Origin of the sequence: Polaromonas sp. DSP2-3-2b2, from assembly GCF_049895905.1 — a bacterium.
Taxonomy (GTDB): domain Bacteria; phylum Pseudomonadota; class Gammaproteobacteria; order Burkholderiales; family Burkholderiaceae_C; genus Polaromonas.
This window is the reverse complement of record NZ_JAFCTH010000012.1, coordinates 98,431-114,342: the sequence shown is the minus strand read 5'-3', so window position 1 is coordinate 114,342 and position 15,912 is coordinate 98,431. Positions and strand designations below refer to the sequence as shown.

At 63.3% G+C, this 15,912-nt stretch carries 14 protein-coding genes, 1 pseudogene and 1 riboswitch; of the genes and pseudogenes, 7 read left to right on the top strand and 8 right to left on the bottom strand.

Annotated features, from left to right (window positions below; all coding sequences use genetic code 11):
- A pseudogene (locus ACP7AD_RS12055) lies at positions 1-94 on the top strand (IS1595 family transposase); the annotation flags it as partial.
- A 77-nt stretch (positions 95-171) separates the two neighbouring features.
- On the opposite strand, the gene ACP7AD_RS12050 reads toward ACP7AD_RS12055, so the two are convergent.
- Together ACP7AD_RS12050 and ACP7AD_RS12045 are read right to left on the bottom strand one after the other, a co-directional pair.
- Entirely contained in the window at positions 172-594 is a 423-nt protein-coding gene (locus ACP7AD_RS12050; RefSeq protein ID WP_426147501.1) for a universal stress protein, read from the bottom strand.
- Positions 595-672: 78 nt separating this feature from the next.
- Entirely contained in the window at positions 673-1,539 is an 867-nt protein-coding gene (locus tag ACP7AD_RS12045; protein WP_426147503.1) for a metallophosphoesterase, read from the bottom strand.
- Between the two features lie 182 nt (positions 1,540-1,721).
- Here ACP7AD_RS12045 and ACP7AD_RS12040 point away from each other — a divergent pair, with 182 nt between their 5' ends.
- The gene (locus ACP7AD_RS12040) at positions 1,722-1,898 is read left to right on the top strand and encodes a hypothetical protein (RefSeq protein WP_426147505.1); all 177 of its coding nucleotides are present in this window, start codon (positions 1,722-1,724) and stop codon (positions 1,896-1,898) included.
- A 263-nt stretch (positions 1,899-2,161) separates the two neighbouring features.
- Here the strand turns inward: ACP7AD_RS12040 and ACP7AD_RS12035 are convergent, their stop codons facing one another.
- The 3 genes from ACP7AD_RS12035 to ACP7AD_RS12025 all read right to left on the bottom strand — a co-directional run bounded on the left by ACP7AD_RS12035 (position 2,162) and on the right by ACP7AD_RS12025 (position 5,335).
- Complete coding sequence (locus ACP7AD_RS12035; RefSeq protein WP_426147507.1) at positions 2,162-4,030, bottom strand: phosphoenolpyruvate carboxykinase (GTP); 1,869 nt, start codon at positions 4,028-4,030, stop codon at positions 2,162-2,164.
- 338 nt (positions 4,031-4,368) lie between these two features.
- The gene (locus tag ACP7AD_RS12030) at positions 4,369-5,016 is read right to left on the bottom strand and encodes an ABC transporter ATP-binding protein (RefSeq protein ID WP_426147509.1); all 648 of its coding nucleotides are present in this window, start codon (positions 5,014-5,016) and stop codon (positions 4,369-4,371) included.
- A gap of 151 nt (positions 5,017-5,167) precedes the next feature.
- Positions 5,168-5,335, bottom strand: a complete 168-nt coding sequence (locus tag ACP7AD_RS12025) for a hypothetical protein (RefSeq protein ID WP_426147511.1) — start codon at positions 5,333-5,335, stop codon at positions 5,168-5,170.
- A 124-nt stretch (positions 5,336-5,459) separates the two neighbouring features.
- On the opposite strand from ACP7AD_RS12025, the gene ACP7AD_RS12020 reads away from it, so the two are divergent.
- Both ACP7AD_RS12020 and ACP7AD_RS12015 read left to right on the top strand, forming a co-directional pair.
- On the top strand, positions 5,460-5,918 hold the full coding sequence (locus tag ACP7AD_RS12020) for a glycine zipper family protein (protein ID WP_426147513.1): 459 nt from the start codon (positions 5,460-5,462) through the stop codon (positions 5,916-5,918).
- 10 nt (positions 5,919-5,928) lie between these two features.
- Entirely contained in the window at positions 5,929-6,507 is a 579-nt protein-coding gene (locus tag ACP7AD_RS12015) for an MOSC domain-containing protein (protein ID WP_426147515.1), read from the top strand.
- A 115-nt stretch (positions 6,508-6,622) separates the two neighbouring features.
- On the opposite strand, the gene ACP7AD_RS12010 is transcribed toward ACP7AD_RS12015, so the two are convergent.
- Positions 6,623-7,825 (bottom strand): threonine ammonia-lyase, encoded by a 1,203-nt coding sequence (locus tag ACP7AD_RS12010; protein ID WP_426147517.1) that lies wholly within the window; start codon positions 7,823-7,825, stop codon positions 6,623-6,625.
- A 203-nt stretch (positions 7,826-8,028) separates the two neighbouring features.
- On the opposite strand from ACP7AD_RS12010, the gene ACP7AD_RS12005 reads away from it, so the two are divergent.
- Both ACP7AD_RS12005 and ACP7AD_RS12000 read left to right on the top strand, forming a co-directional pair.
- Positions 8,029-10,398 (top strand): ATP-binding protein, encoded by a 2,370-nt coding sequence (locus tag ACP7AD_RS12005; RefSeq protein ID WP_426147519.1) that lies wholly within the window; start codon positions 8,029-8,031, stop codon positions 10,396-10,398.
- A 496-nt stretch (positions 10,399-10,894) separates the two neighbouring features.
- A complete protein-coding gene (locus ACP7AD_RS12000; protein WP_426147521.1) occupies positions 10,895-11,917 on the top strand; it encodes an acyltransferase family protein in 1,023 nt (340 codons plus the stop codon).
- Here the strand turns inward: ACP7AD_RS12000 and ACP7AD_RS11995 are convergent.
- Complete coding sequence (locus ACP7AD_RS11995; RefSeq protein ID WP_426147523.1) at positions 11,875-13,860, bottom strand: RecQ family ATP-dependent DNA helicase; 1,986 nt, start codon at positions 13,858-13,860, stop codon at positions 11,875-11,877. The two genes, ACP7AD_RS12000 and ACP7AD_RS11995, sit on opposite strands and share 43 nt — an antisense overlap.
- Positions 13,861-14,078: 218 nt before the next feature.
- On the opposite strand from ACP7AD_RS11995, the gene ACP7AD_RS11990 reads away from it, so the two are divergent.
- Complete coding sequence (locus ACP7AD_RS11990; RefSeq protein ID WP_426147525.1) at positions 14,079-15,125, top strand: homocysteine S-methyltransferase family protein; 1,047 nt, start codon at positions 14,079-14,081, stop codon at positions 15,123-15,125.
- A 42-nt stretch (positions 15,126-15,167) separates the two neighbouring features.
- On the opposite strand, the gene ACP7AD_RS11985 is transcribed toward ACP7AD_RS11990, so the two are convergent.
- Positions 15,168-15,752 carry a cyclic nucleotide-binding domain-containing protein gene (locus ACP7AD_RS11985; RefSeq protein WP_426147527.1) on the bottom strand — a complete coding sequence of 195 codons (585 nt, stop codon included), beginning with the start codon at positions 15,750-15,752 and terminating at the stop codon, positions 15,168-15,170.
- Between the two features lie 65 nt (positions 15,753-15,817).
- Positions 15,818-15,909, top strand: a riboswitch (S-adenosyl-L-homocysteine riboswitch).
- Positions 15,910-15,912 lie beyond the last annotated feature (3 nt).

Here is a 15,912-nt window from a genome sequence, read left to right as displayed (position 1 = left end):
TCTGCATCTGAAAGAGACGGAGTACCGCTTCAATCACCGCCATCAAAGCCTTTATCATGCCCTGCTGGCCTTGCTCAAAAGCAACCCGCTTTAATCGCCTCTGCTTCCTAAGCCCCTATTTAAATAGCATACACGTGCAGGCCGGGTTCCGGAAACCGGCCTGCCGCGATGCTAGCGAACCAGCAGCAACGGCACCTTGCTGTGCGACAGCACCTGCGTCGCGACCGAGCCCATGACCAGGTTGCCGATCGTGCCATGGCCGTGCGAGCCCATCACGAGCAGGTCGAACTTGCCCTCGTCGGCGAAGTTGGCAATGGTTTCACCCACATGCCCGACCTTCCATTCCTTCGTGGTCACCAGCTTGTGGTGCGTCAGGAATTCAGCGATCGGCGCCATGACCTTTTCGGTTTCGTCGGCGTAGTAGCTGTCGACGATGTCCTTGCCCACGGCCGCCCGCGCCCGGGGCGGCAAGGGGGGCTGCACCGTGAGGATGGTGTATTCATTGCGCGGGCCGAACAACTCGTCGTGCGTGGTCAAGTAGGCCAGCATTTTCTTGGTGTAGCTGCTGCCGTCAACGGCCAGAAGAATCTTCATGGGGTGTGCTCCTTGGTCAAAACCGTAGTTTAGCCACCGGCAGGCCGCCGGCGCGTCAATTCAACACCCGGATTCAGGCTATGGATGAACCGCAATGCGCAGCGACGGCCGGAAGCCTTCCTGCTCGCCCTTGCGCGCATAACCCAGAGGATTGGCCACCACGCGGCAGCCCTGCCTGACGTAGTCGTTCGGGCAGTGCAGGTGGCCGTGCAGCCAGACCTTTGCCAGCGGTAGCAGTTCGTCCAGCGAATTGCAGAACCCGGCCGACCCCGGCGTCAGCCCATAGCGCGGATCGGCGCTGAGCAGGCTGGGCGCAAAGTGCGTCACCACCACCGTGGGACCGTCGAACGGCACCGCCAGCGCCTGACGCAGCCAGGCCTGGCTGCGCAGGCCCTCCTCGCGCAGGGCTTCGGCGAGCACGGGCTGGCCCTGGCGCAGGGCATGGTTCTTCTTGAGGTAGAAATTGGCCGCGCGAAAGGCTTTTTCGCGCATCTTGAGCTGCTCGCCCAGCGTGATGCGGCCTGGCGCCGCCGGGTCTTTGCTGTTGGCGCTGGTCGTCAGCGCATCAAAATCGGTCCACAAGGTGCAGCCGATGAAGCGCACGCCCTGCAGCCGCACGCATTCGCGTTCCAGCCAGACGATTCCCAGGCGCTGGCAGGCTTCGCGCAGCCGGGCGTCGGCTTCGTCGAACTCCAGTCCATCGTATTCATGGTTGCCCGGCACGAACAGCACCGGCGTCGGCCAGAGTGCGCCGCCCTGCGCGACCGGCAAGGGCGAAAACCGCGCCAGTCCAAAGTCGTCAATCGCCAGGCTGGTCAGCAGCGAGCCCTGCTGATAGGAGCCGATGTCGCCCGCCAGCACCAGCACGTCGGCGCCAGGCAGCGGCCGGGGCTTGAAGTAGGGGTTGGACTCAAGATGCAGGTCGGAAAGAAGCTGGATGTTCACCGGTTGATTGTGCGGGAAGGCGCGCAATTTCTCCCGCGCCGGCGCTTTCTCATGGCAAAAAGGCCGTTTTGAATGCGGCCATGCCGTATCGGCATGGCTTTGTGACCTGCCTGGGCTTGTAAACCTAGGGAAAACCCTTAATCTACCTCTATCACCATTTTTAACACTGATCGCAGTTTCCTATGTTTCGCATTCTTTCCAAAATCGCCTCCTTCATCTCTTCCCGCAACGCCCAGGCGCCCTCCAGCGAGGTGGCGCACCAGCTGATGGAGCGCGCCGACGCCGGCGCCGGACGCGACCCGCACCAGGCGCAAGAGCTGCGCAGCGCAGCGCGCGCCTTCCTGAGCGTCATTCGCTGAGCGCCAGCTGCTCGCACGAAAGCGCTGTCGGCTTTTTCAGGCCGTGAAGGTCTCTTCAGCCGCCTGCCTTGGTGTCAGCGGGTCCATCGCCTGCCGTGAAACCGACCGTGACTGTGCCGCCGCCGCACACGCGCCACCACATCTGATCGAAACCGACCGGCGCACGCCCGCAGCGCCCGGACGAAAAAAAGCCACCTGAAAGCAGGTGGCTTTTTTTCGTCTGGCCCCCTGGAAGGAAGCCAGTGCCAGGGTGCGAAGCGGTATCAGGCCGCCAGGCGGCGCTCGATCTCGGCCTTGGTGTCGCCCAGTTCCTTGGGCAGGTGGTAGGCCAGCTGCTTGAACAGCTCGGCATGCAGTTCCAGCTCTTGGAGCCAGGCCGCCTTGTCGATGCTGGTGACGGTGTTGAACTGCTCGGCGCTAAAGTCCAGGCCGGTCCAGTTCAGGTCCTCGTAGCTCGGGCTGATGCCGGTCACATGGTCTTCGCCCTGGCCCTTGCCTTCGATGCGGTCGATCATCCAGGCCAGCACGCGCATGTTCTCGCCATAGCCGGGCCAGACGAACTTGCCGTCGGCGCCCTTGCGGAACCAGTTGGTGGTGTAGATTTTCGGCAACGTGGCGCCGGAAGCGGCCAGCTTTTTGCCCAGGTCAAGCCAGTGCTGGAAGTAGTCGCTCATGTTGTAGCCCATGAACGGCAGCATGGCGAACGGGTCGCGGCGCACCACGCCGGCCTGGCCGGTGGCGGCGGCCGTGGTCTCCGAGCCCATGGTCGCGGCCATGTACACGCCTTCGACCCAGTTGCGCGCTTCGGTCACCAGCGGCACGGTGGTCGAGCGGCGGCCGCCGAAGATGAAGGCGTCGATCGCCACGCCTTTCGGGTCGTCCCACTGGCTGTCGAGCGCCGGGTTGTTGGTCGCGGCGACGGTGAAGCGCGAATTCGGGTGTGCCGCCTTGGCGCCGGTTTCCCTGGCGATTTGCGGTGTCCAGTCTTTGCCCTGCCAGTCGATCAGGTGGTCGGGCAAGGCCTTGCCGGGCGCATCCTGCTCCATGCCTTCCCACCACACGTCGCCGTCGTCGGTCAGCGCGACGTTGGTGAAAATCGTGTTGCCGCGAACGCTGAGCATGCAGTTCGGGTTGGTCAGCATGTTGGTGCCAGGGGCTACGCCAAAATAGCCGGCTTCGGGGTTGATGGCATAGAGCTTGCCATCAGCGGCGGGCTTGATCCAGGCAATGTCGTCGCCGATCGTGGTGACCTTCCAGCCGTCAAAGCCGGCGGGCGGCACCAGCATCGAGAAGTTGGTCTTGCCGCAGGCGCTTGGGAAGGCCGCTGCCACGTGGTATTTCTTGCCGGCCGGGTTGGTCACGCCCAGGATCAGCATGTGCTCGGCCAGCCAGCCTTCGTCGCGGCCCATGTTGGAGGCGATGCGCAGCGCAAAACATTTCTTGCCCAGCAGCGCGTTGCCGCCGTAGCCCGAGCCGTAGGACCAGATTTCGCGCGTTTCGGGGTAATGCACGATGTACTTGGTCTTGTTGCATGGCCAGGCCACGTCCTGCTGACCTTGGGCCAGCGGCGCGCCGACGGTGTGCACGCAGGGAACGAAGTTGCCCTCGGCGCCGAGCACGTCGAACACGGCCTTGCCCATGCGCGTCATGATCTTCATGTTGACGGCCACGTACGGGCTGTCGGACAGCTCGATGCCGATGTGCGCGATGGGCGAGCCCAGCGGACCCATGCTGAACGGCACCACATACATGGTGCGGCCCTTCATGCAGCCGTCGAACAGCGGCTGCAGCGTCGCGCGCATTTCGGAGGGTTCCATCCAGTTGTTGGTCGGGCCGGCGTTTTCCTTCAGCGCCGAGCAGATGTAGGTGCGGTCTTCGACGCGGGCCACGTCACTCGGGTCAGAGCAGGCCAGGAAGCTGTTCGGGCGCTTGGCTTCATTGAGCTTCTTGAACGTGCCGGCGTCCACCAGTTGCTGGCACAGGCGCTGGTATTCGGCGTCGCTGCCGTCGCACCAGTACACGCTGTCGGGCTTGCACAAAAGCGCCATGTCGGCGACCCAGGCAATCAGTTTTGCGTTCTTGACGTAAGCGGGTGTATTGATTTCAAGCCCTTGCATGCTGGGTTGGTTCATCGAAAAAACTCCAAAGTAAAAAAGCGGGATTTCGAAAAACGTCAGGCAACGGCGCAGTTGACAACTGCGGTGGCGTGCGGACGTTTGTCGGGATGCTGCTTGGTGCTGCTTCGCCACAGATTGGCCTGAAAGCCATTTTAGGAACATCGGCTTCGGTTACCACCGAGTTACATGCAAAAGTTATGCAAAACAAACATGAAGTTATGCTTGATTAACCTCGAAAGGTTGCCCTTCATCACAACGGCAGGAGCGGACCGGTCAACAGAAATACTATTTTTTAATAGCTGCAAGCGTAGGCTGCTAGAGCGCAAACGGCTGATTTGGCTTTATTTTTGGATTCAGCCCGGCAGTTCAACGGTGTTTGACAGCGCCACGCCCGGCGGTGCTTCGTAATCAGCCACCACCCAGGCCCGGCCGGAATGGCGCGCGGCCTCGGCCAGCAGATCCAGCAGGTAGTCGATGGACGGCCGGTCCAGCGCCATGAAAGGCTGGTCGAGCAGGGTAAGCGGCGCGCTCGCTGCCAGCACGGCGGCGAGCAGCACCTTGCGCCGGGTGCCGCTGGACAGCATGAAAAGCGCCTTGTCCAGATGCGGCGCCAGGCTCAGCCCGGCGATGTGCGCCTGCAGCGATTGCGGATTCCAGCCGGCGTGGTGCGCCGGCATGTCGGCAAAGACATCGCGGGCGGTTTGAAGGTCGCGTGCGCCGTCGCGCGGGTCCAGCCAGGCGACCTGGCGCCGGTAGGCGGACGGGTGTTGCGCCAGGCTGGCGCCGTGGAGTTGAAGCTGGCCCTGCACCGCGCTCGCGGGCAGTGCGCCGGCCAGCAAACGCAGCAGCGTGGTTTTTCCGCTGCCTTCGCCGCCGCCCAGCCAGGTCACCCCGGGCGGCAGCACCAAAGACAGGCGGTCAAACAGCGGCGGCGCGGGCAGCGGGGAATGGCTGAAGACCAGGTTCTGGGCCTTCAAAATAGTCACTTGCGGATGCATCATGTGAGTCCTTTAAACGTCTGCCGGGCGTTTGCCGCTCCTGCGGTCCAACCTGTTTTAGGCTTGGCTTTTCCAGGCCTGCGCACCTTGCCAATGAAAAAAAGTCCGCACGAGGCGGACTTTTTTCAGCAAGCATGGCAGCGGCAAAGCCGAATCAAGCCATGGACACGGCAATGAAGGCCAGCAGGAAAATCAGCACGCCGCCGACCAGCGGCAGCACCAGCGGAATCAGCGGGACGATGGCGTCAACCGCATCCTGTTCTTCGGCCGGTGTCGGGCTGCTGTGGGCTGCGTTGGTGGTGTGTTCGGCTGAAGGGTTCATGGAAAGCTCCTGGAATGCTTGGAAAACTTGTTGCAAGTCTACCTTCTTGGCAAGCCCGGACACTTCTTGCGGCCTTCAGCCATTGCGCTAACCTTGAGGCATGCAGATGTCCGGATTCCCCACCATGAATTTTCCCACCCGCCTTTTCCCGCTCGCGGCCATTGCGGTGCTGGGGCTGGCCGGCTGCGCCAGCAATGGCGCAGGCAGCGCATCGGCCAGACCCGTGCTTTACCCCAACGCCGCGCTCAACCGCGTCGGCGATGCGCAGGGCCAGATGGAAGTGAACGCCTGCCTGTCGCGCGCGCAGGCTTCCGGCCTGAGCCCGTCGCAAAACACCAATGAAGTGGGGCGCCGCGCCGGCGAAGGCGCCGCCACTGCCGGCGTGGCGTCGGTTGTCGGTGCCTTGATCACCGGCCGGGGCAGCGAAGGCGTGTTGCGCGCCGGCGCGGCCGGCGCGGCCATCGGCGGCTCGGCCGGCGCCGTGTCGGGCGCTTTCCACAACGACCGGCCCAATGGCGTCTACCGCAGCTTCGTGCAGCGCTGCCTGAGCGAAAAAGGCTTTGACGTCATCGGCTGGAACTGAGCGGCGCGCCATGCCGCAGGTTCTTTCGGTTCAGCTGGGTTTGGCGCGCCGCATCAGGATTGGCGAGCGCAGCATCCTGAGCGCCTACTACAAGCAGCCGGTGCCAGGTGCCGTGCCGGTGCTGCCGCTGGGCCTGCTGGGGGACGAGCAGGCCGATTTGTCGATTCACGGCGGGCTGGAAAAAGCCGTCTATGCCTATCCGTCTGAGCATTACGCCTTCTGGCAGGATGCCCGGCGGCAAGCCGGCCTCGGCGGCATCGACGACAGCCTGCCCCATGGCAGCCTGGGCGAAAACCTGACGCTTGAAGGCCTGTTTGAGACCGGCGTCTGGGCCGGCGACGTGCTGAAGTTTCCCGGCTGCGAACTGCGCGTGACGCTGCCGCGCGAGCCTTGCTACAAATTCAATGCGGCGATGGGTTTTGGTCGCGCCTCCCGGCTGATGGCGCAGACCGGCTTTTGCGGCTTTTACCTGGCGGTGCAAACGCCTGGAACGCTGCGTGCCGGCGATGCGTTTGAAGTTATTGCGGGCCGGCGCGGCGTTGGCATTCCGGCGCTGTTTGCGGCCAAGCTGTCCAAGCATCTGCGTTGAGAGTTTTTTGCTATTTAATCAATAGCTGCTTGCGCTCGTTGGATATGCGCAAAATGGCTGTTTGGCATTAAAAAGTTGCCGGCTGGCTAAAACGAATGCACTCTGGCCAAGCGCCTCAGTGCTGCTCTTCCGCCTCAAACCCCGCCGCGCGCAAGGCCTGCAGCACCTGCTCGATATGCGGCCGGCCGCGTGTCTGCACCACCAGCTCGATCTCGACATTCAGCGCCGCCAGCATGGTGAAGGCGCGCTGGTGGTGCACTTCCTCGATGTTGGCGCCGGCGTCGGCGACCGTGGCGGTGATCCTGGCCAGCGAGCCGGGCACATCGCGCGCGCTGACCCGGAGGCGCGCCAGCCGTCCGGCGCGCACCATGCCGCGCTCGATGATGGCGGCCAGCAGCAGCGGATCGATGTTGCCGCCGCACAGCACCAGCCCGACCTTCAGGCCGGCAAAGCGCGCCGGGTACTTGAGCAGCGCCGCCAGCCCGGCCGCGCCGGCGCCCTCGACCAGGGTTTTCTCGATCTCCAGCAGCATCACCATGGCCTGCTCGATGTCGCCTTCATCGACCAGCAGCAGGTCATCGACGCGCCGGGCGATGATGGCCTGCGTGATCACGCCTGGCGTGCCCACCGCAATGCCGTCGGCGATCGTGCTGGTGCCTTGGCGGTGCTGCGTGCCCTTGATGGCGTTGACCATGCCCGGAAAGCGCGAGGTCTGCACGCCGATGATTTCAATGCCCGGCTTGAGCGCCCTGGCCGCCGTCGCCATGCCGGCGATCAGGCCGCCGCCGCCCACGGCCACCACCAGCACTTCCAGGTCGGGAACGGCATGCAGCATTTCCAGCCCCACCGTGCCCTGTCCGGCCATGACGGCTTCATCGTCGTAGGGATGGACAAACACCAGGCCTTCGCGCTCGGCCAGTTGCAAGGCATGGGCGCGCGATTCGTCGAGCGTGTCGCCGTGCAGCACCACCTCGGCGCCAAAGCCCCGGGTGCGCTCGATCTTCACGCCCGGGGTGAAGCGCGGCATCACGATGACGGCGCGGATGCCAAGGCGCTGCGCATGGTAGGCGACGCCCTGCGCATGGTTGCCCGCACTCATGGCGATCACGCCGCGCTGGCGCTCTGGCTCGGTGAGCTGCGCCAGCTTGTTGCACGCGCCGCGCTCCTTGAAGGAAGCGGTGTACTGCAGGTTTTCAAATTTCAGGTAAATTTGCGCCCCGGTCAGCTGCGACAGCGTGCGCGATTCGACGCACGGCGTGTTCAGCAAGTGGCCATGCAGGCGCTGGGCGGCTTGTTCGACATCGGTCAGGCTGAGCATGGATTTCCTTGTTGAACACGGCGTGAAGCAGGTAGCCGGCATTTTCCGCGCCTTTGAAGCGCATCTTGGGGGGATCGCCGGGCGGCACTCTTGAAGTAGTGTCTTCCATGGGGCTTCAGCATGCGTTATGGTGCAGTTTCTTCGAATCAATAAAAATTTAGCGTGGGGGAGTTGGCGATACCGTTGCAAACTGGAGTTGGTCCATGAACAAGCGTTCCCTTGTCGAGCATCCGCAGCAGTGGCTGCTTTCTCCCGGCCTGAAAGAAGCGCCGGTGCTGGACCTGATGTGCTCGCATTTCGTCCTGACCCTGGCAGCACGCCAGGGCGCCAAGTTCAATGTGCGGCGCGACCTGACCAGTTTGCTCTCGCTGTCCGGCCGGCACCTGGTCTGGCCCTTGCCGGCGCTGCAGCGCCTGCGCGAATTTCTGAACCGCCGCTGCAAGGGCAACGAGTTCTGGCAGGACCATGAAACCCTGAGCGATGCCGAGTTCATGGCGCGCCATGGCGTCTGGCGCGGCCCGTACGAGGAAGGCACGCTGTTCTTCTACCTTGACGAGCATGCCAAGGACCAGCCCAAGGACTTGCTGTCGGTGCTGAGCGCCACCGGCGACTGGCTGACGCTGGCGCTGAAAAAGCAGTCCACGCTGGTCGAGAAAAACATCGAGTCGCTGGCCAGCCTGCTGCAGCTCAACCGCGCCGAGCGCGCGCTGCTGCTCTACGGCACGCTGGCGCGCTACCAGCGCGACCTGCGCTCGCTGCTGGTCGAGTTCAAGGTCAACAACGCGCCTGAAGCCTATGCGGCGATTGCCGACGTCGCTGGCGTCAAGGCGCTCGAGGTGGCCGAGGCGCTGCGGCCCGGATCGCGGCTGGAGCGCATCGGCATGGTCGAGAACCTGATCTCCGAGCACAACATCACCGACCTGGCCGACCTGATGAAGGTCAGCGAAAAGCTGCCGCCGGTTTTGATGCGCAAATACCGCGACCACAGCGAACTGATGGCCGTCTTTACCCGGCCCGCGACCCGCAGCCTGCTGGGGCTGGACGATTTTGCGTTCGTGCAGGAAGACGCGCAGGTGCTGGTGTCGCTGCTGCGCCACGCGGTGGCCGCCAGGGAGCAGGGCGTCAATGTGCTGCTCTACGGCCCGCCCGGCACCGGCAAGACCGAGCTGGCCAAGGTGGTGGCGCAGGCCGCAGGGCTTGATTTGTTCGAGGTCGAATACGCCGACCGCGACGGCAATTCCCTGAGCGGGCGCGACCGCTACCGCTCGCTGCAGATCGCCCAGGTGTTCCTCAAGGGCAGCATGCATTCGGCGCTGCTGTTCGACGAGGTGGAGGACGTGTTTCCGCCGATTTCCAGCGAAGCCGCGCAGCTGATGGCGCGTTCCGAACAGCTGACCGCACCCAACAGTCATTCGGTCAGCGGCAAGGCCTGGGTCAACCAGATTCTCGAATCCAATCCCGTGCCCACGCTGTGGGTGACCAACCGCATCGAGCAGATTGACCCGGCCTTTCGCCGCCGCTTTGCCTATCACCTGGAGCTGCGCTCGCCGCCGCCCGGCGCGCGCGAAGGCATTGTGCGCAAGACGCTCGAAGGCGTGCAGGTCAGCGATGCCTTCATTGCCAAGCTCACCGCCCGCAAGGGCCTGACGCCGGCGCAGATCCGCACGGCGGTGCGCTTTGCGCGCCTGGCCAGCGCGCCCGAGAAAACCATCGACGCGCAGGTCGATGGCGCCGGGCTGCAGGCGATCCTGGCCGGCGGCCGCCCCTCATTGATGGAGTCGCTGATCGAGCGGCAGCTGAAAAACGCCGACGTGGCGCTGGGCAACAAGGCCCAAGCCTCCGGCCGCCACAACGTGACCACCTATGACCTGGCGATGCTCAATGTCGAGTCGCGGTTCGAGATTGCGCGCATTGTGCAGGCGCTCAAAAGCCGGGGCCACGGCAGCCTGTGTTTCTATGGCCCGCCCGGCACCGGAAAGACCGCGCTGGCCGAGCACATTGCCAGCGTGCTGGAGCAGCCGCTGCTGATCAAGCAGGCCAGCGACCTGATGAGTAAATACGTCGGCGAAACCGAGCAGCAGATGGCCGCGATGTTTCGCGAGGCCGAGCTTGAGAAGGCCGTGCTGCTGCTCGACGAAGCCGACAGCTTTCTGCAGGACCGGCGCGGCGCCCAGCGAACCTATGAAGTGACGGAAGTCAACGAGATGCTGCAAGGCATGGAGCGCTTCGCCGGCATTTTCATCTGCACCACCAACCTGCTGGAAAGCCTGGACCAGGCGGCGCTGCGGCGCTTTACCTTCAAGATCAAATTCATGCCGCTGACCGCCGGGCAGCGCGAGGTCATGTTCACCACCGAAGCCCTGGCCGGCGACGACCGTTTGCTCAGCGGCGAGCTGGCGCAGCGGCTGGCCCAGCTCACGCAGCTGTGCCCCGGCGATTTTGCGGCGGTCAAGCGGCAGGGGGTGATCCTGGATGCCGAACTGTCGGCCGAGGAATTCCTGGCCCAGCTCGAAGCCGAGCACCGCATCAAGCCCGAGGTGCGGGAAGGGCGGGGCATGGGGTTCATGCGCTAGGACCTGTCCAGGCGAAGGCGCAGGTCCGCCATCGCCAGCGGGTCATGCGGACGTCGCCGGCCAGGGGCTTTGATGGTGAACAGGACTTCACGCTGTTCGCGCGTCAGCGGCATGAACCTGATCAACGCCCCATGCAATGCCTATGTTGAACTTCCGCAAGGGCAGGCGTTTTCGTAACGTGAGTGAGTAGGGGTAACTACTTGGTGGTGCTTACTCCGCGTGCTAACAGGTGTCTGCTTTTTTGGGCATGAAAAAATTTCCCCGAAGATGTCGACATTAAAGGTCACGATAGTTTGGTTTAGTGGATTCTCATGGTTGTCGATAAAAGCAGAGCCGTCATCTTTTTGAATTAAGTCTTACACAGATACAAACGTTTTTTAGTTAATTCCGGGGCAAACACTGTTTTACTCAGCCGCTAGAATTCGATTCTCCGAGTGAATCGTCGTTTTCAGGATCCAAAAAGATCCAAGATTGAAGAGCCAGGAACGCTGAATAGATGTCCCGAAATATTCCCATTGACACCCTTCGAGGCATTGCCTGCATTTTGCTGGTGGCGTTTCACGTCGTCGGCGGACAAGACACCGGGCTCCGGCTGGACACCTCCCATTTCCTGAGCGAGGTCAACAATGTGCTGATATATCTCAGGATGCCGCTGTTTTCCTTCCTGTCCGGTTTTGTCTACGGATGGCGTCCTTACCGTGGCGAGCCCGGCAAGTTCGTGAAGGCAAAGGTCCGCCGCTTGCTGATTCCAATGCTGCTGGTGGGCACGTTCCATGCGGTGCTGCAATCACTGACGCCTGGCGTCAACGGCGCCCATTACGACTGGAGCATGCTGCACATCCTGCCCGTGGCGCATTTCTGGTTTCTCGAATCACTGTTCATCGTCTTCATGGTCACCGCCGTGCTGGAGCGTCTCGGTCTTTTGTCCACCCCGGGCCGGCTGCTGGCGTTCTGGCTGGCGGCGGTCATTCTCTTCATGTCCACATCGCCGACCGAAATACTGGGCATCAATGGTGCGGTCTACCTGTTTCCCTTCTTCCTGCTGGGCCTGGCCTGCAACCGTTTTGGCGAGCAGCTGCAGCAGATCCCTGTCGGCTGGATGGCTGCCGGGCTGCTGGGTTTCGTGCTTTACCTTGTCTTAGCGGACCAGGGTTTTCCTGTGTGGAACAGCCTGACGGCGGTGCTCCTGGGCGCGGGCAGTTGCATTGTCTTGTTGCGCAGCCGCATCCAGGTTCGCTGGCTGGCCTGGATTGGCTATTTTTCCTTTGCCATCTATTTGTTCCACAGCATGTTCAGCGCCGCATCGCGCATTGCGCTGGTGCGCCTGGGCGTGGAATCGGTCTCCGCGTTGTTCGTGAGCGGCTTGCTGGTGGGCATCCTGGGGCCGATCCTGGCCTACGTTATCTTGCGCAGGCTGCCACTGGGCCATTGGCCGCTTGGCGAACCCTTCAAGGCCAAGCCCCAGGCCCTGCCGGTTCAACCCGTCTCGGCGCAGACCCGCAGCACCTCGGCCCCATAGGCTGCCAGCTTCTTCACGCCCATGCCGCTGATACCGCTTAGCGCGTGCAGGTCTTGCGGCGCCTGTTCGGCAATCGCGCGCAGCGTGGCGTCGTGAAAGATCACGAACGGCGGCAGGTTGTGCTCGCGCGCCACGTCGGTGCGCCAGGCTTTCAGGCGGCCAAGGCGTTCGATCGCGCCGGCGTTCAGGCTGGCTTCGGCCATGCCCTTGACCGATGTCTTGACCGGTGCCTTGCTGCCGCGCCGGCTGCGCTCGGGTTTGCTGCTGGCCGCCTGCTGGCGCAGCAGCACGCTGACTTCGCCCTTGAGCACCGCTTTGGCATCAAGCATCAGCTGCAGCGTGTTGAAGGCCTCGGTGTTGACGCGCACCAGGTTGGTTGCGATCAGCTGGCGCAGCACGCCGCGCCACTGCGCCTCCGCTAGGTCGGCGCCGATGCCGAAGGTGCTGAGCTGGTCGTGGCCGTACTGCACGACTTTGTCGGTCGGCTTGCCGCGCAAAATGTCCATGATGTGCCCGGCGCCAAAGCTGATGCCGCTGGCCTGCTGCACGCGGTAGATGCAGCTGAGCATCTTGCGCGCCGCCTCGGTCGCGTCCCACACGGCCGGCGGCGTCAGGCAGTTGTCGCAGTTGCCGCAAAAGTATGAGGCCCCCACGCTCCCCGCTTCGCGTGGTTCGCTGCCCCCCGAGGGGGTTGGCCTTGCTAGGGGCGGCCCGTCGCTGCGGCCGTCGTTCAGCTCCTCACCAAAATAGCTCAACAAGCTCGCGCGCCGGCAGCGCGTGCCCTCGGCCAGCGTGAGCAGCGCGTCCAGCTTGCCGCGCATCACCGCCTTGAATTCCTCGCTGGCGACTTCGCTGGTGTCGATCATGCGGCGCTGGTTCACCACGTCCTGCAGGCCGTAGACCATCCAGGCGTCGGCCGGTAGCCCGTCACGGCCGCCTCGTCCTGTCTCCTGGTAGTAGCCTTCGATGTTCTTGGGCATGTCCAGGTGCGCGACGAAGCGCACATCGGGCTTGTCGATGCCCATGCCGAAGGCAATCGTCGCCACCATCACCATGCCGTCTTCGCGCAAAAAACGGTCCTGGCGCTGCTGGCGCAGCTTGGCGTCAAGCCCGGCGTGGTAGGCCATGGCCTTGATGCCGGCGCTCTCCAGCATGCCGGCGATTTCTTCGACGCGCTTCCTGGACTGGCAATAGACGATGCCCGCTTCGCCGTGGTGCTCGGTCTCGATGAAGCGCAGCAGCTGGCGCGTCGGATCGGTTTTCTCGACGATGGTGTAGCGGATGTTGGGCCGGTCAAAGCTGCTGACAAACGCGCGCGCGTCTTCCAGCTTGAGCCGCTCGATCATGTCCTGGCGCGTCAGGTGGTCGGCTGTCGCCGTCAGCGCCATGCGCGGCACGTCGGGGAAGGTCTCGTGCAGCAGGCTCAAGCTGCGGTATTCGGGCCGGAAATCGTGGCCCCACTGGCTGACGCAATGCGCCTCGTCAATCGCGAACAGGCTGAGCAGCCCGCGCTCGTGCAGGGAGGCCAGCAGGCCCTTCATGCGCGGCGTGTTGATGCGCTCGGGCGCGGCATACAGCAGCGTCAGCTTGTTGGCCAGCAACTGCTTTTCCAGCGCGCTGCTTTCCTCGTAAGTCTGGGTGGAATTAAGAAAGGCCGCCGACACGCCGGCTTCCGTCAGCGCGCCGACCTGGTCGTGCATCAGCGCGATCAGCGGCGAGATCACGATGGTCACGCCGTGGCCGGCGTTTTGCCGCACGATGGCCGGAATCTGGTAGCACAGCGACTTGCCGCCGCCTGTCGGCATCAGCACCAGCGCATCGCCGCCAGCCACCACATGCTCGACGATGGCCTGCTGCGGGCCGCGAAAGTCGCTGTAGCCAAAAACCTGGCCAAGCACATCCAGCGGCGTGGGCTGGTCTGATGAAAGAGGCAATGAGGACAAGGGCGGGCCAGACTGGTGAGCGTTGAAAAGAAGCTTATACGCTATGAAAATAATAGCTGATTACGATTGTGGAATAAGCGCTGGAGCCATATTTTGCTTAAAATTAACAGCTGGCCCCAGGCGATAACGCCGTCATTCGAACGAATGAGTCGAAGGCAAGCTGCCCGCTATTGTCGGGGAAAGTGGCAGGCCTTGAAGCCCGACCTAAAATGCACGCCATGAAGCCGATCACCTACACCCGCGCCCAGCAACTCCCCGCCTTGTTGGCAGAGCGCATCCTGATTCTCGACGGCGCGATGGGCACCATGATCCAGCGCTTCAAGCTCAATGAAGCGCAGTACCGGGGCGAGCGTTTCAAGGACTTTCACCGGGACGTGAAGGGCAACAACGAACTGCTGAGTCTCACGCGGCCCGACGTGATCCGTGACATCCACGAAGGCTACCTGGCCGCCGGCGCCGACCTGATCGAGACCAACACCTTTGGCGCCACCACCGTGGCGCAGGCCGACTACGACATGGCCGACCTGGCGGTGGAAATGAACTACGAATCGGCGCGGCTTGCCCGGGCCGCCTGCGACAAGTTTTCCACGCTAGACAAACCGCGTTTTGTCGTCGGCGCCCTCGGCCCCACGCCCAAGACCGCCAGCATCAGCCCCGACGTGAACGATGCCGGCGCGCGCAACACCAGTTTCGAGGAATTGCGAAAAGCCTATTACGAGCAGACCGAGGCGCTGGTCAAGGGCGGCAGCGACGTGCTGATGGTCGAGACGATCTTTGACACGCTCAATGCCAAGGCGGCGCTGTTTGCCATCGACGAGTATTTCGAGGATTCCGGCGAGCGGTTGCCCTTGATCATCAGCGGCACCGTGACCGATGCGTCGGGCCGCATCCTCAGCGGCCAGACCGTGACCGCCTTCTGGCACAGCGTGCGCCATGCCGAGCCGCTGGCCGTGGGGCTGAACTGCGCGCTGGGCGCGGCGCTGATGCGGCCCTACATCCAGGAACTGGCCAAGGCCGCGCCCGATACCTTCATCAGCTGCTATCCGAACGCCGGCCTGCCCAATCCGATGAGCGACACCGGCTTTGACGAAACGCCCGACGTCACCTCGCGCCTGCTGCACGAGTTTGCCGCCGAGGGGCTGGTCAACATCGTCGGCGGCTGCTGCGGCACCACGCCCGAGCACATCCAGGCGATCGCCCGGTCGGTGGCGCTGGTGGGCGGGCGCAAACTGCAGCGCGGTGTTTTCTACGCCGAAGCGGCCTGAGTACTGGCTGAGCTGGCGGTCGCCGTTCTGGCGGATGCCTGTTCAGGCGTCGGGCCGCGAAGCGATTTCCTGCTCCATCGCCTGGGTCAGCTGAATGTACATTTTGAGCTTGTCGGTCACCTCGCGCAGGCGCGCGCCGATGCGCAGCGACACGGCCAGAAGCAGTTTGGCGGCAACCGCCGGGTTCTCTTGCATCAGGCGATTCAGGGCCTCGCGCGTCAGGATGGCGCAGCGCAACTGCGTGGCGGCAATGCAGCTGGCATAACGGGGCAGGCCGTCGAACATGCCCAGCTCGCCAATCAGGCTGCCGGGGCCGAGCAGGGTGATGACGATGGGCTCGACGCGGCTGACCACCATGGTTTCCACGGTCACTTCGCCATTGAGCAGCAGCATCAGGAAACCGGTGTCCCGGGCATCGCCTTCGCGGATGAAGACCGTGCCCTTGGCGACGATCTGCGGCTGCATGTAGTCCACCACCAAGCGCGCCTCTTGCATCGTCAGCTGCATCAGGGCCGTGGGCGCCATCAGCATCTCGGCTGCCAGGTCGGCCGCTTCCGAGCCTTTGGTGGCGCCATGTCTTTGGCTGACCGGGGGAAAGTTTTTTTTTCTGAAGAAGGTGCTAAGCATGGATCAACCCGGTGGAATTTGTCGCTGGCAGCCCGCCTGCCGGCATTGGTGCTTAAAATCGAGCTTAACTCAAGGAGCGTTGCAGCGAAACACCGTTTCGTCAGGCTTGGGTGAACAGGGCGCCAAGCGTTCTTTTTAGCAACGACGCTCACCTTTGTTC

Bases quoted from the DNA above. Each gene is read 5' to 3' on its own strand.
- ACP7AD_RS12050 (WP_426147501.1), bottom strand. From the start codon at position 594: ATGAAGATTCTTCTGGCCGTTGACGGCAGCAGCTACACCAAGAAAATG.
- ACP7AD_RS12040 (WP_426147505.1), top strand. From the start codon at position 1,722: ATGTTTCGCATTCTTTCCAAAATCGCCTCCTTCATCTCTTCCCGCAAC.
- ACP7AD_RS12035 (WP_426147507.1), bottom strand. From the start codon at position 4,030: ATGAACCAACCCAGCATGCAAGGGCTTGAAATCAATACACCCGCTTAC.
- ACP7AD_RS12030 (WP_426147509.1), bottom strand. From the start codon at position 5,016: ATGATGCATCCGCAAGTGACTATTTTGAAGGCCCAGAACCTGGTCTTC.
- ACP7AD_RS12025 (WP_426147511.1), bottom strand. From the start codon at position 5,335: ATGAACCCTTCAGCCGAACACACCACCAACGCAGCCCACAGCAGCCCG.
- ACP7AD_RS12020 (WP_426147513.1), top strand. From the start codon at position 5,460: ATGAATTTTCCCACCCGCCTTTTCCCGCTCGCGGCCATTGCGGTGCTG.
- ACP7AD_RS12015 (WP_426147515.1), top strand. From the start codon at position 5,929: ATGCCGCAGGTTCTTTCGGTTCAGCTGGGTTTGGCGCGCCGCATCAGG.
- ACP7AD_RS12010 (WP_426147517.1), bottom strand. From the start codon at position 7,825: ATGCTCAGCCTGACCGATGTCGAACAAGCCGCCCAGCGCCTGCATGGC.
- ACP7AD_RS12005 (WP_426147519.1), top strand. From the start codon at position 8,029: ATGAACAAGCGTTCCCTTGTCGAGCATCCGCAGCAGTGGCTGCTTTCT.
- ACP7AD_RS12000 (WP_426147521.1), top strand. From the start codon at position 10,895: ATGTCCCGAAATATTCCCATTGACACCCTTCGAGGCATTGCCTGCATT.
- ACP7AD_RS11990 (WP_426147525.1), top strand. From the start codon at position 14,079: ATGAAGCCGATCACCTACACCCGCGCCCAGCAACTCCCCGCCTTGTTG.
- ACP7AD_RS11985 (WP_426147527.1), bottom strand. From the start codon at position 15,752: ATGCTTAGCACCTTCTTCAGAAAAAAAAACTTTCCCCCGGTCAGCCAA.